Below are 15,695 nucleotides of genomic sequence, written 5' to 3' on the forward strand. Positions count from 1 at the left end.
GGCGATTTCCCCAAGCGCACCGGTTCGAGCTTGCGGTGCCCTTTGCCGCCCCTTGTGCCCCCGCCTGCATGGCCGCCGGGCCGGAGCCCGTCGCCCCGGGCGAGATCCATATCGGCGGCTGGCGGGTCGAGGGCCTGGAACCGCGCGCGCGGGGCTGCGCCATGGTCTTCCAGACCTACGCGCATTATCGTCGGCGGCGGCCGCAGTCGTCCCGGACGGCTCGACCCGCTTCGCAGGATCTGCGCAGGGCGCGATCTGGTATTTTCCATCCATGGCCGCCTTGCGATCAACCTGATGGACGATCCCTGGCGGATTGCGCAGCACATGCAGGTGCTCGAAGCCTCGCTCGAGGTGGCGGCCGAGATCGGGGCGGTGAATTACGTGCTGCATGGCGGGCTGACACCGCAACAGCAGGCACCCGGCGTCGAGGACGCCTTTGCCCGCGGGCAATCCGCCCCTGCCGAAGCCGCCGAGACGGCCCGCGCTGGGCGTGAACACCTGCGTCGAGGCGCTGTTCGCCGGCTATGTCGTCCGGATGCTGACAGCCTCGCCGCTGCGGCTGGCCCGGGACCTGGCCGGGATCGACCACCGCAATCTCTGGGCGACGATCATTTTAAGCCATGCCTGGCTGAAGCTGGGCTACGAAGGACAGCAGGCCGACTATCTCGACGAGATCGCCGGGCTGGCGCCGCGCGCGCGGCATCTGCACCTGCATGACAGTTTCGGTCTTCAGGACGACCTCGAAATGCACAGCGACGGCGAGCGCGTGACCTTCGGCCATGGCGACCGGCATCTGCCGATGGACTGGGGCTCGATTCCCCGGGACACCATCTTCGCGCGCTGCGACTTCCCCGAAAAGGTGATCCTGAGCCTCGAGATGAAGCCCCGGTTCCGGCACTCGGTCGCCGCGTCGGTTGCCCGGACGCGCGAAATTGCGGGCCGGACGCAGAGTATTTCACCGGCCCGGCACGCCTCGGCATAACCTTGACGGACCCATCGTCTCCGTTGATGCGGAACGCGGCAGGAGGGCCGGGCGGATTCATCAGCGAAGAAAAGAACGCGGGGCCGGCCGCGCGCTGTCGCCCGAGCGGGCGACCCTGATGCTGAGAGCGTCCGAGACGTATTTCCGGCATGACGAGTCGCGCTCTGCCATCGGCGAGACTCTGGGGATCAGCAGCTTCAAGCTGGCGCGCCGGCTGCAGGAAGCGCGCGAGACCGGCCTGGTCAACATCATCCGTCCCGCCCCGACGGGATCGCTGTGGCTTCGGGCGCTGCATCTTCGTACCCGCACAGCCCGACGACCGGGTGCTGCAGGTGCTGGCCGAGGCCGCAGCCTCCTGTCTGATCGAGCACACGGTCCAGAGCGCCATTCTTGGCGTCGCCTCAGGGCGCTCCACCAGCCGGGTGTCAAGGCTGATCCTGTCGCGGCCGCGCTGCACCCTGGTCCGGATCGCGGACGTGGCCCGTTCGACCAGCCTCCCGGACAACCCGACCGAAACCGTGCGGCGCATGGCGCAAATCGCCTCGGGGCCCTCCTGGCGGCTCTTCGCGCCGATCGTGCTGAGTTCGCGCGAGGCCGCCGAGACTCTGCGCAGGGAGCCGGGCATTGCCACCGCGCATGCGTTCTTCCCGCGACTGACCCGGGTGCTGATGACCACGGCACCCTGGGAACCCGGCGAATCGATGATCCACGATTCTATTCCGGCCGAGGATCAGGCGATGGTCGCGGCCTTTCATACGGCCGCGGATGTGCCGGCCAATGTGATCGACGACGGAGTCGGCAGGTTGCGCCCGACTTTACCGCCCGGGCCCTGTCGATCGCACTCGCGCAGCTGCGCGCGATGCCCGGCCTGAACATGGTGGCCGGCGGGCAGCGGCAGCAACCGGCGGTCCTGGCCTGCCTCAAGGCGCGTTTCGTCAATACTCGCATCACCGACAGCCGCACAGCGGATCTGTTTCTGAAAGCGGGCTGAGACCGGCGCAGGGCGTCTTTGGGGCCTCTGGGGCGGCTGCCGGACGTACCCCGCGGGACCGCACCGGACCGGGGCCGGGACCGACCCTGGCGCGCCCGGGGACAGTTGCGCCCGGAGGACGGGAAAACCGGGCCACCGGCTGTTGGCGGACCGGAGGCCGCCGCACGGACGCGGTCAGGGCTTGCCGCGCATCGGGCGGGTCGCGACGAAGTGATCGAAGCCCGCTTGCCGCGACTCGCCGCTCCTGCCTAGGTGGATACGAGATGAAACCGCTGCTCACAGTCCTGAGGGTGCTCTGTCTGGCGCTCCTGCTGCCCGCCGCCATGGTGGCGCAGACGGGCCATGCGACGGCAGGGAACAGCGGCTGCGCGGCCGCGGCCTCGATGGCGGCGCAGGACATGTCTCCTGGCATGCATGTCGCCGACGCGGCCTTCGGGGACCAGGGACCGGGCCATGGCCCTTCGGTTCCCTGCCTCTTTTGCGGACTTCACGCCTGTGCCTGGATCGAGGCGCCCGAAACCTTCGTGGCCCGCCCGCTGGCGATGGCCCCGGCGAGCTATGCATCGGCGCTGACCGCCAGACCGCCGACCGCCCGTGCCGAAAGCCTGCACCGACCGCCCCGACATCTGTCCTGAACCTCTTGCATCCGCCGCAAGCCCGGCCCGGTGCGACCGGAGGGCTGCGGACCCCGCTCATCCGCGCCTCGCGGGAGGCGCTGTCGTTCAGGAAACATCATGAAATCCCTTCTCGTCGCAACCGCTCTTGCGCTTGCCTCCACCACGGCCGTCGCGGACGGCAACGCCTCTGGTCACAGCCATGGCCAGTCCTCCATCGGCCAGCCCGGCAGTGCCGCCGAGGCCGATCGCAGCGTCACGATCCGCATGGTCGAGACCGCCGACGGCATGGGCTTCGAGCCCGCCGCGCTTGACGTCAAACAGGGCGAAACGATCCGCTTCGAGGTCGAGAACACCGGCCACATGGATCACGAGATCGTCCTCGGCACCGTCGAGGGCAACCGCGCGCATATGCAGAAGATGGCCGAGATGGGCCCGATGCGGCACCACGACCCGAACGCCCTGCAGCTTGCGCCGGGCGAAGCGGGCGAGCTGGTCTGGACCTTCTCCGAACCGGGCAGCGTCCAGTTCGCCTGCCTCATCATGGGCCATATGGAGGCCGGGATGCACGGCACCATCACCGTCAACTGAAGATCGTCCCCCCGCGCACGGGGCGACCGGCCCCGTGCCCCGGATCAGGAGCACTGACATGACCAATGCAAAACCCACCCGCCGCACCGTCCTGTTCGGGGGCGCGGCCCTCGGGATCGCCGCCGCCCTGCCGCTGGCCGCGCGCGCGGCCAGCCCGGCCAGCCCGAGGATGCATGTGCTGAAAGACCCCAATTGCGGATGCTGCACCGCCTGGATCGACATCCTCAGGGCCGAGGGGTTCGAGGTGACCGTCGAGGCGTCCAGAGGCACCGCGCTCGCCCGCTTCAAGACCCGCAACGGTATCCCGCGCAGCATGATCTCGTGCCATACCGGCACTATCGAGGGCTACATGATCGAGGGCCACGTGCCCGTGGCCGACATCCGCCGTCTGCTGGACGAGCGGCCCGAGGCCGTGGGTCTGGCCGTGCCCGGCATGCCGATGGGATCGCCCGGCATGGGGCCGGAAAGCCGCCGCGACGCCTATGACGTCCATCTGATCCGGCGCGACGGATCGACCGAGATCTTCGCCCGCTACGACGCGGCGTGACCCGGCCGCGATCCTGAAACGACAGCTTCGGGCGGCCCACCGCCGCCCGGGGCAGCTTGCCGTGCCGCCCCGCGCGGGGCCGCGGAGCCCGGCGCGGCCGATGCGCCCCGCGGTCCGAGCGGACGGCCCGCGGGCGCCACCCTGCCGCCCGGACCCGGGCGGCGCGCCCCGGAGGCCACAGGCCCCAAGGCACCAAAGGTCGACGCCCCCGTCCCTGTCCCCGACCCCGATCGCAAGCCCCAACGGAAGCTCGCCCCGGACGGTTGGCGTGGCGTCAGGTCTCTGCCTTGAAGGGAATCGGTCCCCGTGAGAGACTTCTGGAATAGTTCCGAGAATTTTCAGCACTCAATCGACGGGGGAATAATTCATGTCCGGAGACCGTTTCATCGTCTCGCGCCGACCGACCGCCGCCCTTCTTGCCGCCTTTGCCTGCAGCCTCTGCGCCGGTCCGGGCCGGGCTCAGGACATTGCCGAACCGCCGCCCCGCGCGGCCATGCTGCGCCCGGAAGCGGACGGGGCCGAACCCGGCGCAGCGCTGGAAAGCGCGGGTCCCTCCGATGCCGAAGATCGCTGCGCCGGCGCCGATGTCTGTTACGATCTGGCCCTGCGCTATGTCGACGGGCAGCTGCGCAACCCGGCCTTTCCCGAAACCGACCCACGCGGCTATGACAGCGTGCGGCTGCGCGCCTATGCCGGGCTGGTGCTGGACGAGACCGGCGCCCCGGTCGCGCAGCGGAATGCCTATGTCGCGCCGGTGGTCGAGATCGCGCCGGGCGACACCTTCCGGCTGACCTTCGAGAACGCGCTGCCGCGCCCGCAGGACATGGTGCTGCCGGGCGAGGACGCGAATGGCAATCCGCTGCGCTGTACCGGAGAACCCGAGGATCACAACGAGCCCAGCTGCGCCAATTTCAACCTGACCAACATGCATACCCACGGGCTTTGGGTCAGCCCGCAGGGCAACAGCGACAACGTGTTGTTGACGGTCAATCCCGGCATCCGGTTCACCTATGAATACAACATCCCCGACGACCATCCGGCGGGCACCTTCTGGTATCACGCCCACCGGCACGGCTCGACCGCGCCGCAGGTGTCGAGCGGCATGGCGGGCATCCTGCTGATCCGCGGCGACCGCCAGCCCCGGCTGGGGGCCACCGGCTGGGCCGCGCCGGGAGATCTTGACGTGATCCTGCCCCGTCCCGAAGGCCCGGCCGGTGCCTATGACGGAACAGCCGGGGTCCGCTTTCCCGAACGCACCTTCCTCTTTCAGCAGATCGCCTATGCCTGCCGCTGGACCCGGGCCGAGGTCGACGCGCTGGCCGCCGGGGGCACGCCCGCGGCCGATCTGCCGGTGGTGGGCGCGATCAAGGCCGACGCGAACGGCTGGTTCTGCGACGAAGGCGACATCGGCATGGTCGAACCCGGCCCCGGCAACGCCTTCGACCAGGTCGGGTTCGGCAGCTGGCCGCGCTCGGGTCGCCACACCGCGATCAACGGCGAGATCCAGAAACAGCAGCCGGGCGCCGTGGCCGGGCGGGTCGAACGCTGGCGGCTGATCCATGGCGGCGTGCGCGAGACCATCGGGCTCGAGATCCGCAAGGTCGAGGGCACCACCGCCGAGGACCTGCGGGCGCGGCTGGCCGAGGGTACCGGGGGCAAGAGCCGCGACGCCATGGCCGAGACCGTCGAGCAGGTCTGTTCCGGCGCGCCGCTGGATCTGGTGCGGGTCGCGACCGACGGTCTGACCCGGCCGGATATCCGGACCGGCCCCGAACTGCTGCTGCAACCCGCCTATCGCGAGGACGTTCTGGTCAGTTTCCCCTCGGCGGGCACCTATTGCATCGTCGACGCGGCCACCGCGCCGGGGTCCGACATCAACCTCAACGACAACGACACCGCGCTTCTGGGCTTTCTCGAAGTGGCGCCCGCCGACGCGCCTCTGGCGGGCGATGGCGGGGCGGATCAGGTGATGGCGATGCTGGAACGCTCGATCGAGGCCCGGATCGAGGACCCGGCGGCGCGCGAGGCGATCCTAGCGGACCTGGCCGAGGGCCGGCTTGACGCCTTCGTCAAGCATCGCGACATCGCCGATCACGAGGTGTCGGGGCAGCAGACCGTGGGCTTCACGATCCAGGGGCCGCCCTTCGCCTTCATGATCGGCCGGATCGCGCCCACCCATGTCGATAACGGCGCGCCCTTCGCGCTGGTCGGGGCCGCGTCCTACGAGGCCACACGGTTCGACCGCATCCTGCCGCTGGGCGGCGTCGAGGAATGGACGCTGACCTCGTTCGGGGGCGGCGGGCATCCGTTCCACATCCATGTCAATCCGTTCCAGATCGCCGAGGTGCTGAAATACCAGCCCGATGCGGGCTGCGCGACGGGGGCGGCAGGCGCGCGGCATTGCGACATCGACCCGAACGACCCGGCCACCTATGTCGATGTCAGCGGGCCGGACAGCGACGAGCCGCAATATGCGGGGCTCAAGGGCGCGTGGAAGGACACGCTGTTCATCCTGCCCGGCCATCTGGTCAGGCTGCGCACCCGCTACGAGCGCTATATCGGCGATTTCGTCCTGCACTGTCACATCCTCGACCACGAGGACGAGGGGATGATGCAGAACGTCCGGATCGCCATTCCCGACGGCAAGGGCGGCTTCGACCGCCCGATGACGGAACACGCCATGCACTAGGTACGACAGCGCGTGGCGCCGGGCGAACACCCCGGCGACGCGGCCCCTGGCGCGCCCCGAGAGGCCGACGCGTGCTCGCCGCTTCATGGCGGTTACCTCCTGCGGCCCAGCGCCCGCACTTCGATCCGCCCGGCCGTCTCGGGCGCCCCTCACCCCGGTCGCCCGGACCGCCAGGGGTCCCGTGGTGCGACCTGCGGCAGGGCCTTCGGCCGACTGAGACCGGGTTTCGGGCGCGCGGCTCGCGCCACGGGTCGTTGAGCCCGGGACCCGGCGGTTCCGGTTCCCGAGGCCGGGCAGAGGTGCAGATCCGCGCCCCGGGGGCCTTGCTTTCGCTCGGGACTGTGCGAAGGAGAGATGCTTCTTCCGCTCGACGGAAACCAGGACCATGGCAGAGATCCGGCTCCACCGAGGACGACTGATCGATCACATTCAGCTTGTGGTCCGGGATCTCGGTGCGAGCGAACGCTTCTACAGGGCCGTCATGGCCGTGCTGGAGATCCCGGTGCTCGGCACCGACCGGGGGTGCTTCCTGGCGGATGAGCTTGTCGTGTCGTCGGCGGACAGCCCGACGGCCGCGGGCGCCTTGACCGGGCGCCATCACCTGGCCTTTCAGGCAAGGGATCGCGCGACGGTCGATGCCTTCCACCGCGCCGCGCTGGACCATGGGGGCACCGACAACGGTACGCCGGGCATACGGGCCTATCATCCGCAATATTATGCCGCTTTCGTGCTGGACCCCGATGGCAACAACATCGAGGCCGTCTATCAGGGCGAGGCGAAACGCAGCGCGCCGTCGGTCACGATCGAGGTCTAGGCCCGCGCCGAACCCGCGCCGTGCGACCGTCCCTGTCTTCTGCGATGGGCCGGATCGGATCCTGAGTGGGCCGATCGCGCCATCCTGCCCGTGCGCGTCGCGCCGTCGTCCCGGGCGATCCGGTCCGCGGGGGCCTCGGCCCATGGCACACCCGGGCGCGGAGCTCCGGTCAGATGGCGGGCAGCAACCCCGTCTCCAGCGCGAACCAGACCAGCTGGGCATCGGTTTCGAGACCGAGGATGCTCTTGATCTGGTAGTGGTTGTTGCGCACCGTCTTGGGGCTGATCGACAGTTCCCCGGCGATGCGCTCGGCAGACCAGCCCCGCGCCAGCAGGCACAGGATCTCGGTCTGGCGCGGGCTGAGATCGGTGAGGCCGGTGCCGATGCCCGAGATGCGGTCGCGGGCGATGGCCTCGATCACGTCGGGCGAAATCACCGTCTGCCCGCGCAAGGCGCCGAAGATCGCCTCGACCAACAGCCTGGGATCGCTGCTTTTGGTGATGTAACCCATGGCCCCCGCCTGGACGGCCTTGAGCGCGAAGGCCGCGCTGAGATGCATGGTGAAGACCACGATCCGCGCACTGTCATCGTACTGGCGGATATGCCGGATCGCCTCGATCCCGCTGGCGCCGGGCAGGGTCACGTCCATCACCACGACATCGGGCCGCAAGGCGCGGAACTGCGCATAGGCCGCGCGCGCGTCCTCGGCCTCGCCGGCGATCTTGAGGCCCGGTTGCAGGTCGATCAGGCGGCGGTAGCCCTCGCGCACGACCGGGTGATCGTCGACGATGATGACGCTGTAGTCCTTCATGCCGCAGAGCGCCCCCGCGCCATCGGCAAGCGCACGCGGATGCGCACCCCCCGGGCGCCCTCTTCCAGCCGTAGCCTGCCGCCCATCGCCTCGGTGCGTTCCGCCATGCCGATCAGGCCATGGCCGGGCGCGCCCCCGTCGATATGGCCGCCGCCGTCGTCCTCGACGGTCAGGACGATGGCGTCGCCCTCGGCATGCAGGGCGACATCGACCCGGGAGGGCGTGCCGTGGCGCATGGCATTGGTGACGCATTCCTGCACGATCCGGTAGAGATCGAGCGCGACCGCGCCACTCAGGCCGTCCTCGTCCAGCGTGCTGTCCAGCCGCAGCCGGGCGCCGCTTTGCGCCTGCCAGCCCGAGAGCATGCCGCGCAGGCTGGCGGCCAGCCCGACCTCGTCGAGATCGGGCGGACGCAGCCGGGCGAAGGCGCCGCGCAGGCAGGTCATCATGGCCCGGATATTGGCGCCGATGGCCTCGGCATCGCGGGCCAGCGCCGGGTGTCCGGGCGGCGCAGCCAGGCCGATCGAGGCGGCCAGCGCCGCCGTCGCCGTCAGCATCTGGCCGAACTCGTCATGCAGGTCGCGCGCCAGCTGCCGCCGCTCGACATCCTCGACCTCGATCAGGCGGCGGGTGAGGACGCGCCGCGCCTCGGTGCTGGCCGTGAGCTGCTGCGCAAGCCGGTTGACCGCATCGGCGATCTTGCGGAATTCCGGCGCGCCCGAGCGCGTCACGCGGGTGTCGAGATCGCCCGCGCTGAGCCGGTCGAGCCCCCGGACGATGGGTCCCACCGGTTCCAGCCGGGAATAGATCGCGAGCGTGCCGAGGAACAGCACCCCCGCGGCCATGCCCAGCGTCTGCCAGAGCGCGAGCCGCACCCGCTGCCAGGCCAGCGTCGCGGCGGCGACCGGATCGAAGGTCACCTCGACCGAGAAGATCCCGCCCCCCGGGGCGCGGCCTTCTCCGGTCGCGGGCGCCACCGGGCCGAAGACCCGCGTGACCGCCTTGCGGAAGCCGTCCGGCGCGATCGGCCCGAACATCTGCCAGCTGGCGCAGATCCGCCGTTCCGAAATCAGGCGCTGCTCGAACCGGATGCAGGTGCCCGGGGCCATCAGGCCCAGCAGCTTGATCGACGTCATCTCGGTATAAAGCGGATCGCCCGCGCGCGGCTCCATGTGATAGGCACGTTCGAGGGCATAGCCCGCGCGGGTCAGCGTGTTGCGGGTGGACCGGTCGGCGGTCTCGTAGGCGGCGGTCGCCGCGAAGCCGACCGTGAGGGCGCCGGCCAGCAGCGTCACCAGCCAGAGCGTCAGAACGAGCCGCAGCCTCAAGCTCATAGGATATCCTCCCCGATCTCCTGTCCCGAGGATCGGGGAAACCTGCCTGTTTGTCGCGGGCAATTTGCCCGACCTTTCCGGGTTTGCCGGGAAAGGCTTTGTCATCGGCCGGCTTCATGCCTTGCTGAAACGGGAGTTTCGGGAGGCGCGCATGGAAGATCTTGCACGGGCGGAGACGCTGGCCGACGCGGCGCGACGGCTGACGCAGCGCATGGAGGCCGGGCTGATCGGACAGGCGGCTCTTGTCGAACGGCTGGTGATCTGCCTGCTGACCGGCGGGCATATCCTGATCGAGGGACCGCCCGGGCTGGCCAAGACGCGGTGCGTGCGGCGACTTTCCGACGCGGTCGAGGGCAGCTTTGCCCGCATCCAGTGCACGCCCGACCTGATGCCCTCGGACGTGACCGGCACCCAGGCCTGGCGGCCGGAAAGCGGGCAGATGGTGTTCCTGCCGGGGCCGGTCTTTCATTCGCTCGTGCTGGTGGACGAGATCAACCGCGCCCCGCCCAAGGTGCAATCCGCCCTGCTGGAGGCCATGGCCGAGGGCCAGGTGACCAGCGGCGGCATCGCGCGCGCCCTGCCCGATCCCTTCATGGTCGTGGCGACGCAGAACCCGCTGGAACAGGAAGGCACCTTCCCGTTGCCCGAGGCGCAGCTGGACCGGTTCCTGTTTCATGTCCTGCTGGAGCTGCCGGATGCCGAGACGGAACTGGCGATCCTCGATCTCGTCGAGGGCGAATTGCGCGCTCCTTCCGGTCCTGCCGCGGCCTGTCTTGATCTCGCGACGCTGGCCGCGATGAAGGCCGAGGTGGTGCAGGTGCACCTGTCGCCCGCGCTCCGGCGCCATATCGTGGCGCTGGTGATGGCGACGCGGGCGGCGGTCGAGGGGCTGGCGGTGACCGGGCGCATCCAGCATGCGGTCAGTCCGCGCGGCACCCTGTCTCTGGCGGCGGCGGCGCGGGCGCGGGCCTGGCTGAACGGGCGCGATTACGCGGTCCCCGAGGACGTGGCGGCGCTGGCACCCGATGTGCTGTGCCACCGCATGGCCCCGACCTGGCGGGCCCGGGCCGCGGGCGAGACCTCGCGCGGTCTGATGGCCGAGATCCTCGCGGCGGTGGAGCCCTTGTGATGGGCGGCGAGGCGATATCGGGGGCCGCGCTGTCGCGGGACCGGCTTGTGGCGCTGGCCTCACGGGTCGGGCCGAACGCCGCTTCGGGGCTCGCGCGCGGACGGGTCGCGGCGCTGTCCGGGCCGCGGCGCGGCGAGGGCGGCGATCTTTACGACCTGCGGCCCTTCCTCGAGGGCGACGATCCGCGGCTGGTCGATCCGGCCGCCACCGCGCGCAGCGGGCGGCCGCAGTTGCGGCGGCGCCACGAGGAGGTCGAGCGCAGCCTGCTGTTGGTCGTCGATCTGCGCGGCCCGATGTTCTGGGGCACGCGGGGGCGGTTCCGGTCGGTCGCTGCGGCCGAGGCGGCGGCGGTCGAGGGCTGGGCCTGCGTGCTGGCGGGCGGACGGGTCGGGCTGGCGATCCTGCGCGATAGTGGCATCGACTGGTGGCCCTCCCGCCCCCGGCAGGCGGCGATGCTGGAGATCGCGGCCGGTCTCGCGCGCAGCCATGCCGAGGCGATAGCGCAGGCCGCGGGCGAGGCGGCCCCGCTTTGCGACGGGCTCGCGGCGGTTGCCGCGCGCGTGCCCTCGGGCACGGCGGTTGTCCTCGCGACCGGGATGGACAACCCCGGCGCAGCGTTCGCGAACATCGCCACCGACCTGATGTGTCGCAATCCTTTCGAGGTTCTGCTGGTTCAGGATGCCGTCGAAACCGCCCCGCCGCGGGTACGTCTGACCGCCCGGATCGGTCATGCCCTGATCCGCGGGCGCTTTGGCCCCTCGGGCACGGCGGCGTTTCTGACGGACCGCGGGATTGCGGTCCGGGTCGTCCGGGCCGATGCGGCGGAGGTCCTGCCGGCATGACCCCCGACGAGCTTGTCTCCCGTCTGGCGCCGGTCCGCGTTCCGGCCGATTTCGCCCGGTTCGGGGGGCAGGACGCCTGCGTCGCGCTGGCGCTGGGGCTGCTGGCCGGGGCGATCCTGTCGGCCCTTTGGCGGGCGGTGACGGCGCCGCGCGCCCGGCCCCTGGACGAGGCCCGCGCCGCCATCGCCGCGCTGGCCGGCCTGCCGCCGCAGGAGCGGCTGGCGGGTCTTGCCCTGCTGCTGCGCGACCTGGGCGGGACGGCACCGCCGTCGATGCGGCAGGCGCTCTACGACCCCGGGACGGCGCCCGATCCCGCGTCGCTTGAAGCCGCGGTGATCGCGGCCGCGCGGAGGGCTGAGCGATGAGCCTCGCCGCCCCCTGGCTGCTGGTCCTTCTGCCGCTGCCGCTGCTTCTGTTGCGCCTTCTGCCGCCACAAAGGCCGGGTGCGGGCGCGCTGGCCCTGCCTCCGGCGCTCGCCACGGCGTTCCACCCGGCGGGAACGGCCCCGGTCCGCCGCCATGCGCGGCTGATCGCGCTGGGCGTGGCCTGGATCGCCCTGGTGGCCGCGCTGGCCGGGCCGAGGCAGGAGCGTGTTCTGGATATCCTCCCGGCCTCGGGGCGCGACATCGTTCTGGCGCTGGATCTGTCCGGGTCGATGGAGCGCGAGGATTTCCGGTTGAACGGGCAGACGGTGTCGCGGCTGGCCGCGGTGCAGGCCGTCGCGGCGGCGTTCGTCCGGGGGCGCGTCGGCGACCGGGTGGGGCTCGTCGTCTTTGGCGAGCGCGCCTATGTGGCGGCGGCACCCACCCATGACCTGGCCGCGGTGGCCGATGTGATCGAGGGCCTGCAGATCGGCGTTTCGGGCAAGGCCACGGCGATTGCCGACGGACTGGGCCTTGCGATCCGCCGCCTGCGGGATCGCGACGGCGGAAGCCGCGTGATCCTGCTGTTGTCCGACGGGCGCGACACGACCGGGCCGGTCGATCCGGTGGCGGCGGCCCGGGCCGCGCGCGACCTTGGCATGCGGGTCTACACCATCGCCCTGGGACCGGCGGACCTGACCGATGACCCGGTGTCCCGCGACGCGGTCGATGCGGATACCCTGCGCCGCATCGCCGAGGCCGCCGGGGGCAAGACGTTCCGGGTCCGGACCACCGACGACCTTGAGGCCGTCGCCGAGGCCGTCGACCGGCTGGAGCCGAGCCTTGCCGCCCTGCCCCCGCTGCGGACCTGGCGGGGGCTCTGGCCCTGGCCCGCGGCCTTCGCGGCGCTCTGCCTCGGGGGCGCGATGGTTCTGCAGGCGCGGGACACGGCATGACCGGCCCGGAGGTCCTTCTGCTGCGGCCCTTGTGGCTGGCAGGCCTGCCGCTGGCGCTGGTCGTCGGCGCGCTGGTCGCTCGCCGGGCCGACGGGCTGGGCGCCTGGCGCGCCGTGATCGACGCCGATCTGCTGGACGCGATGCGCGGGCGCGGCTGGGTGTCGGCCCCCCGCAATGGCGCCGCCCCCTGGCTGATGAGCCTTGCGATGGCGCTGCTTCTTGCCGGGCTGGCGGGACCGGCCAGCCGCGCGCCGAACGCGCCCGTTCCGCGCAACACCGACAGGCTGATGATCCTGCTCGACCTCTCGCCCTCGATGACCGAGGGCGGCAGCTTGGACGATGCGCAGGCGGCCCTTGCCCGCCTGATCGACATCGAGGCCGACCGCCCCACCGGGCTGATCGTCTATGCGGGCGAAAGCTTTCTGGCCAGCGTGCCCACCGACGACCCCGGCCTTGTGCAAGGCCTGATCGCCGTGGCCGATGGCGAGACCATGCCGGTCGGCGGCACCCGGCCCGACCGCGCCCTGACCCTCGCACGGCGTGCCCTGGCCGATGCCGGGGCCCGGGCACCCGATGTGGTCCTCGTGTCGGATGGCGGCGGGATGGGGCCCGAGGCGGCGGAGATCGCCCGCCGGATGGCTGCCGAGGGAAGCCGGGTCTCGGCGATCTTCGTGCCAGAGGATGCCCCGCCCTACGGGATGCCCTCCGCCTCGCGCACGGCGCTGGCCGCCGTGGCGGAGGCCGGCGGCGGGCGGCTCGCGGACGCCACCGCACCGGCCGGGATCGACCGCCTTCTGCCCCGGCGGCGCGACCGCCAGACCGACGCCCCCGACCTGCGGGCCCTGCAATACCGCGATCACGGCCCGTGGCTGGCCGCTCTGGCGCTGCTGCCGCTTGCGGCCCTGTTCCGGCGGCCATCGACATGAAACCGCGCCATCCCACAGCCACGGCGCTGGCCTGCGCGCTGGCCTGCGCTTTGCTTGCCGGTCCGCAGGCCTGGGGCAAGTTCTTGTGGCGCGCGGGCTTTCCGTCGCTCGCGCTGCCGCTGATCGGCGATCCGGCGGCGCGGGCGGCGGCCCTTTACGACGCCGGTCGCCATGCCGAGGCCGATGCGGCCGTCGCGGCCCTCGGGCGCGGCGCCACCTATAACCGGGGGCTGACGCTGGCCGCGACCGGAGACTATGCCCTTTCCGTCGCCTATTTCGACGCCGTCCTCTTCGCCAACCGCAACGACGACGCGGCGCGCCGGAACCGCGACATCGTCCAGGCGCTGGTGCCGCCGGTCGTCGGCGAGGCCATGGGCCACGGGCGCATCGAGACGATCCTGGCCGAGGCGGGGCTGCGCACCGTCGCCTTCGACCCGGACGCGCCGGACCGGCCGGTCCTGGAGCGCGAGACCGATCCGCAGCGTGACTCGAACCGGCGCCCGGTCACCGGCGAGCGCAGCGCCGCAGCCGACAGTGCCTGGCTCGACACACTCGAGGATGCCCCCGGCGCGTATCTCAGGGCCCGGCTGGCCGCCGAGATGGCGCGCCGCCAGGCCGCGGGCGAGGCGCAGGAAATCGAGGCCGACAGATGGTGAGGCTTCTCGTTCTCCTGCTTCTGATCGCGCTTCCCGCACATGCGCAGAACCGGGCGCAGAACCGGGCGCAGGATCGCGACGCCCCCCGGCTCGAGCTGATCCTCGATCCGCGCGCGGTCGCGCCCTTCGAGGGCGAGATGGTGCTTGCGACCCTGCGCGGCATCTACCGGCAGGTCATCACGCGCGAGGAGGTCAAGCTGCGGCCGATGACCGATTTCGACTGGGTGAGGCTGGGGCAGGACCGCTGGAAGGAAGAGCGTATCGACGGGCGTCCGGCGCGGGTGTTCGAGCGGCGGATCGCCTTTTATCCGCGCCGGGCGGGCGCGCTGCGCATCCTTCCCGTTGCCCATGCGCTGGAGGTTCTGGGGCCGGATGGCGGGCGCAAGACGGTCACGGTCCGCTCGGCCCCCGTCGCGCTGAACGTGCGCACGAAACCCGCGACGGGCACCGAGCGCTGGCTTCCGCTGCGCGCGCTGGAGATTTCCGACAGCTGGGATGTCGATCCGGCGCGGCTGGCCGACGGACAAGGCGCCACACGCCGGGTCGTGCTGCGCGCCTTCGGCGCCACGCCCGAGAGGATGCCGCCGCAGCCGGACCTGCGACAGCCCTGGCTGATCGTCTTCGCCCCGCCCGAAGAGCGCGATTTCCAGGTCACGCCGGAGGGGCCGGTCGCGACGGTGGTCTGGACGTGGCACCTGCGTCCGGTCACGGGCGAGCCGGGCGTCATTCCGGCCATCACCCTGCCCTGGTTCGATACCGGCGACAGGACAGCGCGGTCGGCCACGATCCCCGCCGCCCCCATCGGCTATGCCAGCTTTTCCGCCAGCGCGGGTCCCCGGGCGCGGCCCGTCGGCCCTCCGGGCTGGGCGTTCTGGGGACTGGCCGGGCTGTCGGCCCTGGCCACGGCGGCGCTCGCGTCGCGAGGCCGCAGCCCTGCCGGACACCTTGCCGTGCGAATGGGCCGTCGCTGGCGCCGGCGCGCCCTGGAGATCCGGCTGCGCAGGCAAGTCCGGGCCGGAGACGCCGTCGGGGCGCGCCGGAACGCCGCCCGACTGCTGGAAGACTTCTCGACCCTGGACGAAGCCGAGCGCCTCACCCGCCTGCGCCCGGCCGACGAGGTACTGTTCGCCGACGGGGCGGCCGCGCGCGCCACCGGGCAGACGCCGCTTGGCGCCCTGCCTGCAAGCGTCCTGTCCGGCCTGACGAGCAACGGCGATGCTGCGGCGGAGCCGCCGGTCCGACACGTTCCGGCGTGGCGATCCGGAACGCCGTCCTCGCGGCAATGATCGGGGGCCGTCGGACCTTTCCATCGCGGTCCTGCGCGCTTGACGGCCCGCGCCGTGTCCTTGCCGAACGGCGGATCTGTCGCCCAGGCCGGGTGAAGCGAGGGCGCGACCCGTCGGCCTTGTCGGGCCTCCATGCCCCTCCGACAGGGAAGGACCGCGCGTCGC

Annotated in this window: 17 protein-coding genes; 15 read left to right on the forward strand and 2 right to left on the reverse strand. The window is 71.5% G+C overall.

All coding sequences use genetic code 11. The annotated features are described in order from the left end of the window. The first annotated feature begins 436 nt into the window (after nt 1–436). The 8 genes from C8N38_RS11515 to C8N38_RS11550 all read left to right on the forward strand — a co-directional run bounded on the left by C8N38_RS11515 (nt 437) and on the right by C8N38_RS11550 (nt 7,228). The gene (locus C8N38_RS11515) at nt 437–982 is read left to right on the forward strand and encodes a TIM barrel protein (RefSeq protein WP_108027333.1); all 546 of its coding nucleotides are present in this window, start codon (nt 437–439) and stop codon (nt 980–982) included. 149 nt (nt 983–1,131) lie between these two features. Next, nucleotides 1,132–1,854 (forward strand): sugar-binding domain-containing protein, encoded by a 723-nt coding sequence (locus tag C8N38_RS11520; RefSeq protein ID WP_108027334.1) that lies wholly within the window; start codon nt 1,132–1,134, stop codon nt 1,852–1,854. After that, nucleotides 1,842–1,973, forward strand: a complete 132-nt coding sequence (locus C8N38_RS22145) for a sugar-binding domain-containing protein (RefSeq protein WP_215731138.1) — start codon at nt 1,842–1,844, stop codon at nt 1,971–1,973. Before C8N38_RS11520 ends, C8N38_RS22145 begins: the two co-directional genes overlap by 13 nt. 263 nt (nt 1,974–2,236) lie before the next feature. After that, nucleotides 2,237–2,608 (forward strand): hypothetical protein, encoded by a 372-nt coding sequence (locus tag C8N38_RS11530; RefSeq protein ID WP_108027335.1) that lies wholly within the window; start codon nt 2,237–2,239, stop codon nt 2,606–2,608. A gap of 99 nt (nt 2,609–2,707) precedes the next feature. Continuing rightward, a complete protein-coding gene (locus C8N38_RS11535) occupies nt 2,708–3,178 on the forward strand; it encodes a cupredoxin domain-containing protein (RefSeq protein WP_108027336.1) in 471 nt (156 codons plus the stop codon). A gap of 58 nt (nt 3,179–3,236) precedes the next feature. After that, entirely contained in the window at nt 3,237–3,725 is a 489-nt protein-coding gene (locus C8N38_RS11540; RefSeq protein WP_108027337.1) for a DUF411 domain-containing protein, read from the forward strand. 367 nt (nt 3,726–4,092) lie between these two features. Then, the gene (locus tag C8N38_RS11545) at nt 4,093–6,414 is read left to right on the forward strand and encodes a multicopper oxidase family protein (protein ID WP_245895702.1); all 2,322 of its coding nucleotides are present in this window, start codon (nt 4,093–4,095) and stop codon (nt 6,412–6,414) included. A gap of 394 nt (nt 6,415–6,808) precedes the next feature. Next, nucleotides 6,809–7,228 carry a VOC family protein gene (locus C8N38_RS11550; RefSeq protein WP_215731137.1) on the forward strand — a complete coding sequence of 140 codons (420 nt, stop codon included), beginning with the start codon at nt 6,809–6,811 and terminating at the stop codon, nt 7,226–7,228. Nucleotides 7,229–7,397: 169 nt separating this feature from the next. On the opposite strand, the gene C8N38_RS11555 is transcribed toward C8N38_RS11550, so the two are convergent. Together C8N38_RS11555 and C8N38_RS11560 are read right to left on the reverse strand one after the other, a co-directional pair. Beyond that, entirely contained in the window at nt 7,398–8,039 is a 642-nt protein-coding gene (locus C8N38_RS11555) for a response regulator transcription factor (RefSeq protein ID WP_108027339.1), read from the reverse strand. After that, on the reverse strand, nt 8,036–9,373 hold the full coding sequence (locus C8N38_RS11560) for an ATP-binding protein (RefSeq protein ID WP_108027340.1): 1,338 nt from the start codon (nt 9,371–9,373) through the stop codon (nt 8,036–8,038). The genes C8N38_RS11555 and C8N38_RS11560 overlap by 4 nt, the downstream gene beginning before the upstream one ends. A 151-nt stretch (nt 9,374–9,524) precedes the next feature. Between C8N38_RS11560 and C8N38_RS11565 the strand changes: the two genes are divergently transcribed. From C8N38_RS11565 to C8N38_RS11595, 7 genes are read left to right on the forward strand one after another with little or no spacing between them, the layout of a single operon-like run. After that, on the forward strand, nt 9,525–10,502 hold the full coding sequence (locus C8N38_RS11565; protein WP_108027498.1) for an AAA family ATPase: 978 nt from the start codon (nt 9,525–9,527) through the stop codon (nt 10,500–10,502). Continuing rightward, on the forward strand, nt 10,502–11,344 hold the full coding sequence (locus C8N38_RS11570; RefSeq protein ID WP_108027341.1) for a DUF58 domain-containing protein: 843 nt from the start codon (nt 10,502–10,504) through the stop codon (nt 11,342–11,344). Before C8N38_RS11565 ends, C8N38_RS11570 begins: the two co-directional genes overlap by 1 nt. Further along, complete coding sequence (locus C8N38_RS11575; protein ID WP_108027342.1) at nt 11,341–11,709, forward strand: hypothetical protein; 369 nt, start codon at nt 11,341–11,343, stop codon at nt 11,707–11,709. The genes C8N38_RS11570 and C8N38_RS11575 overlap by 4 nt, the downstream gene beginning before the upstream one ends. Next, nucleotides 11,706–12,662 carry a VWA domain-containing protein gene (locus C8N38_RS11580; protein WP_108027343.1) on the forward strand — a complete coding sequence of 319 codons (957 nt, stop codon included), beginning with the start codon at nt 11,706–11,708 and terminating at the stop codon, nt 12,660–12,662. The genes C8N38_RS11575 and C8N38_RS11580 overlap by 4 nt, the downstream gene beginning before the upstream one ends. Then, nucleotides 12,659–13,588, forward strand: a complete 930-nt coding sequence (locus C8N38_RS11585) for a vWA domain-containing protein (RefSeq protein WP_108027344.1) — start codon at nt 12,659–12,661, stop codon at nt 13,586–13,588. Before C8N38_RS11580 ends, C8N38_RS11585 begins: the two co-directional genes overlap by 4 nt. Beyond that, nucleotides 13,585–14,244 (forward strand): hypothetical protein, encoded by a 660-nt coding sequence (locus tag C8N38_RS11590; RefSeq protein ID WP_108027345.1) that lies wholly within the window; start codon nt 13,585–13,587, stop codon nt 14,242–14,244. Before C8N38_RS11585 ends, C8N38_RS11590 begins: the two co-directional genes overlap by 4 nt. Continuing rightward, nucleotides 14,238–15,530, forward strand: a complete 1,293-nt coding sequence (locus tag C8N38_RS11595) for a BatD family protein (protein ID WP_108027346.1) — start codon at nt 14,238–14,240, stop codon at nt 15,528–15,530. The genes C8N38_RS11590 and C8N38_RS11595 overlap by 7 nt, the downstream gene beginning before the upstream one ends. Nucleotides 15,531–15,695: the final 165 nt, after the last annotated feature.

This window comes from Rhodovulum kholense, from assembly GCF_003053725.1.
In the GTDB taxonomy this organism is placed as follows: domain Bacteria; phylum Pseudomonadota; class Alphaproteobacteria; order Rhodobacterales; family Rhodobacteraceae; genus Rhodovulum; species Rhodovulum kholense.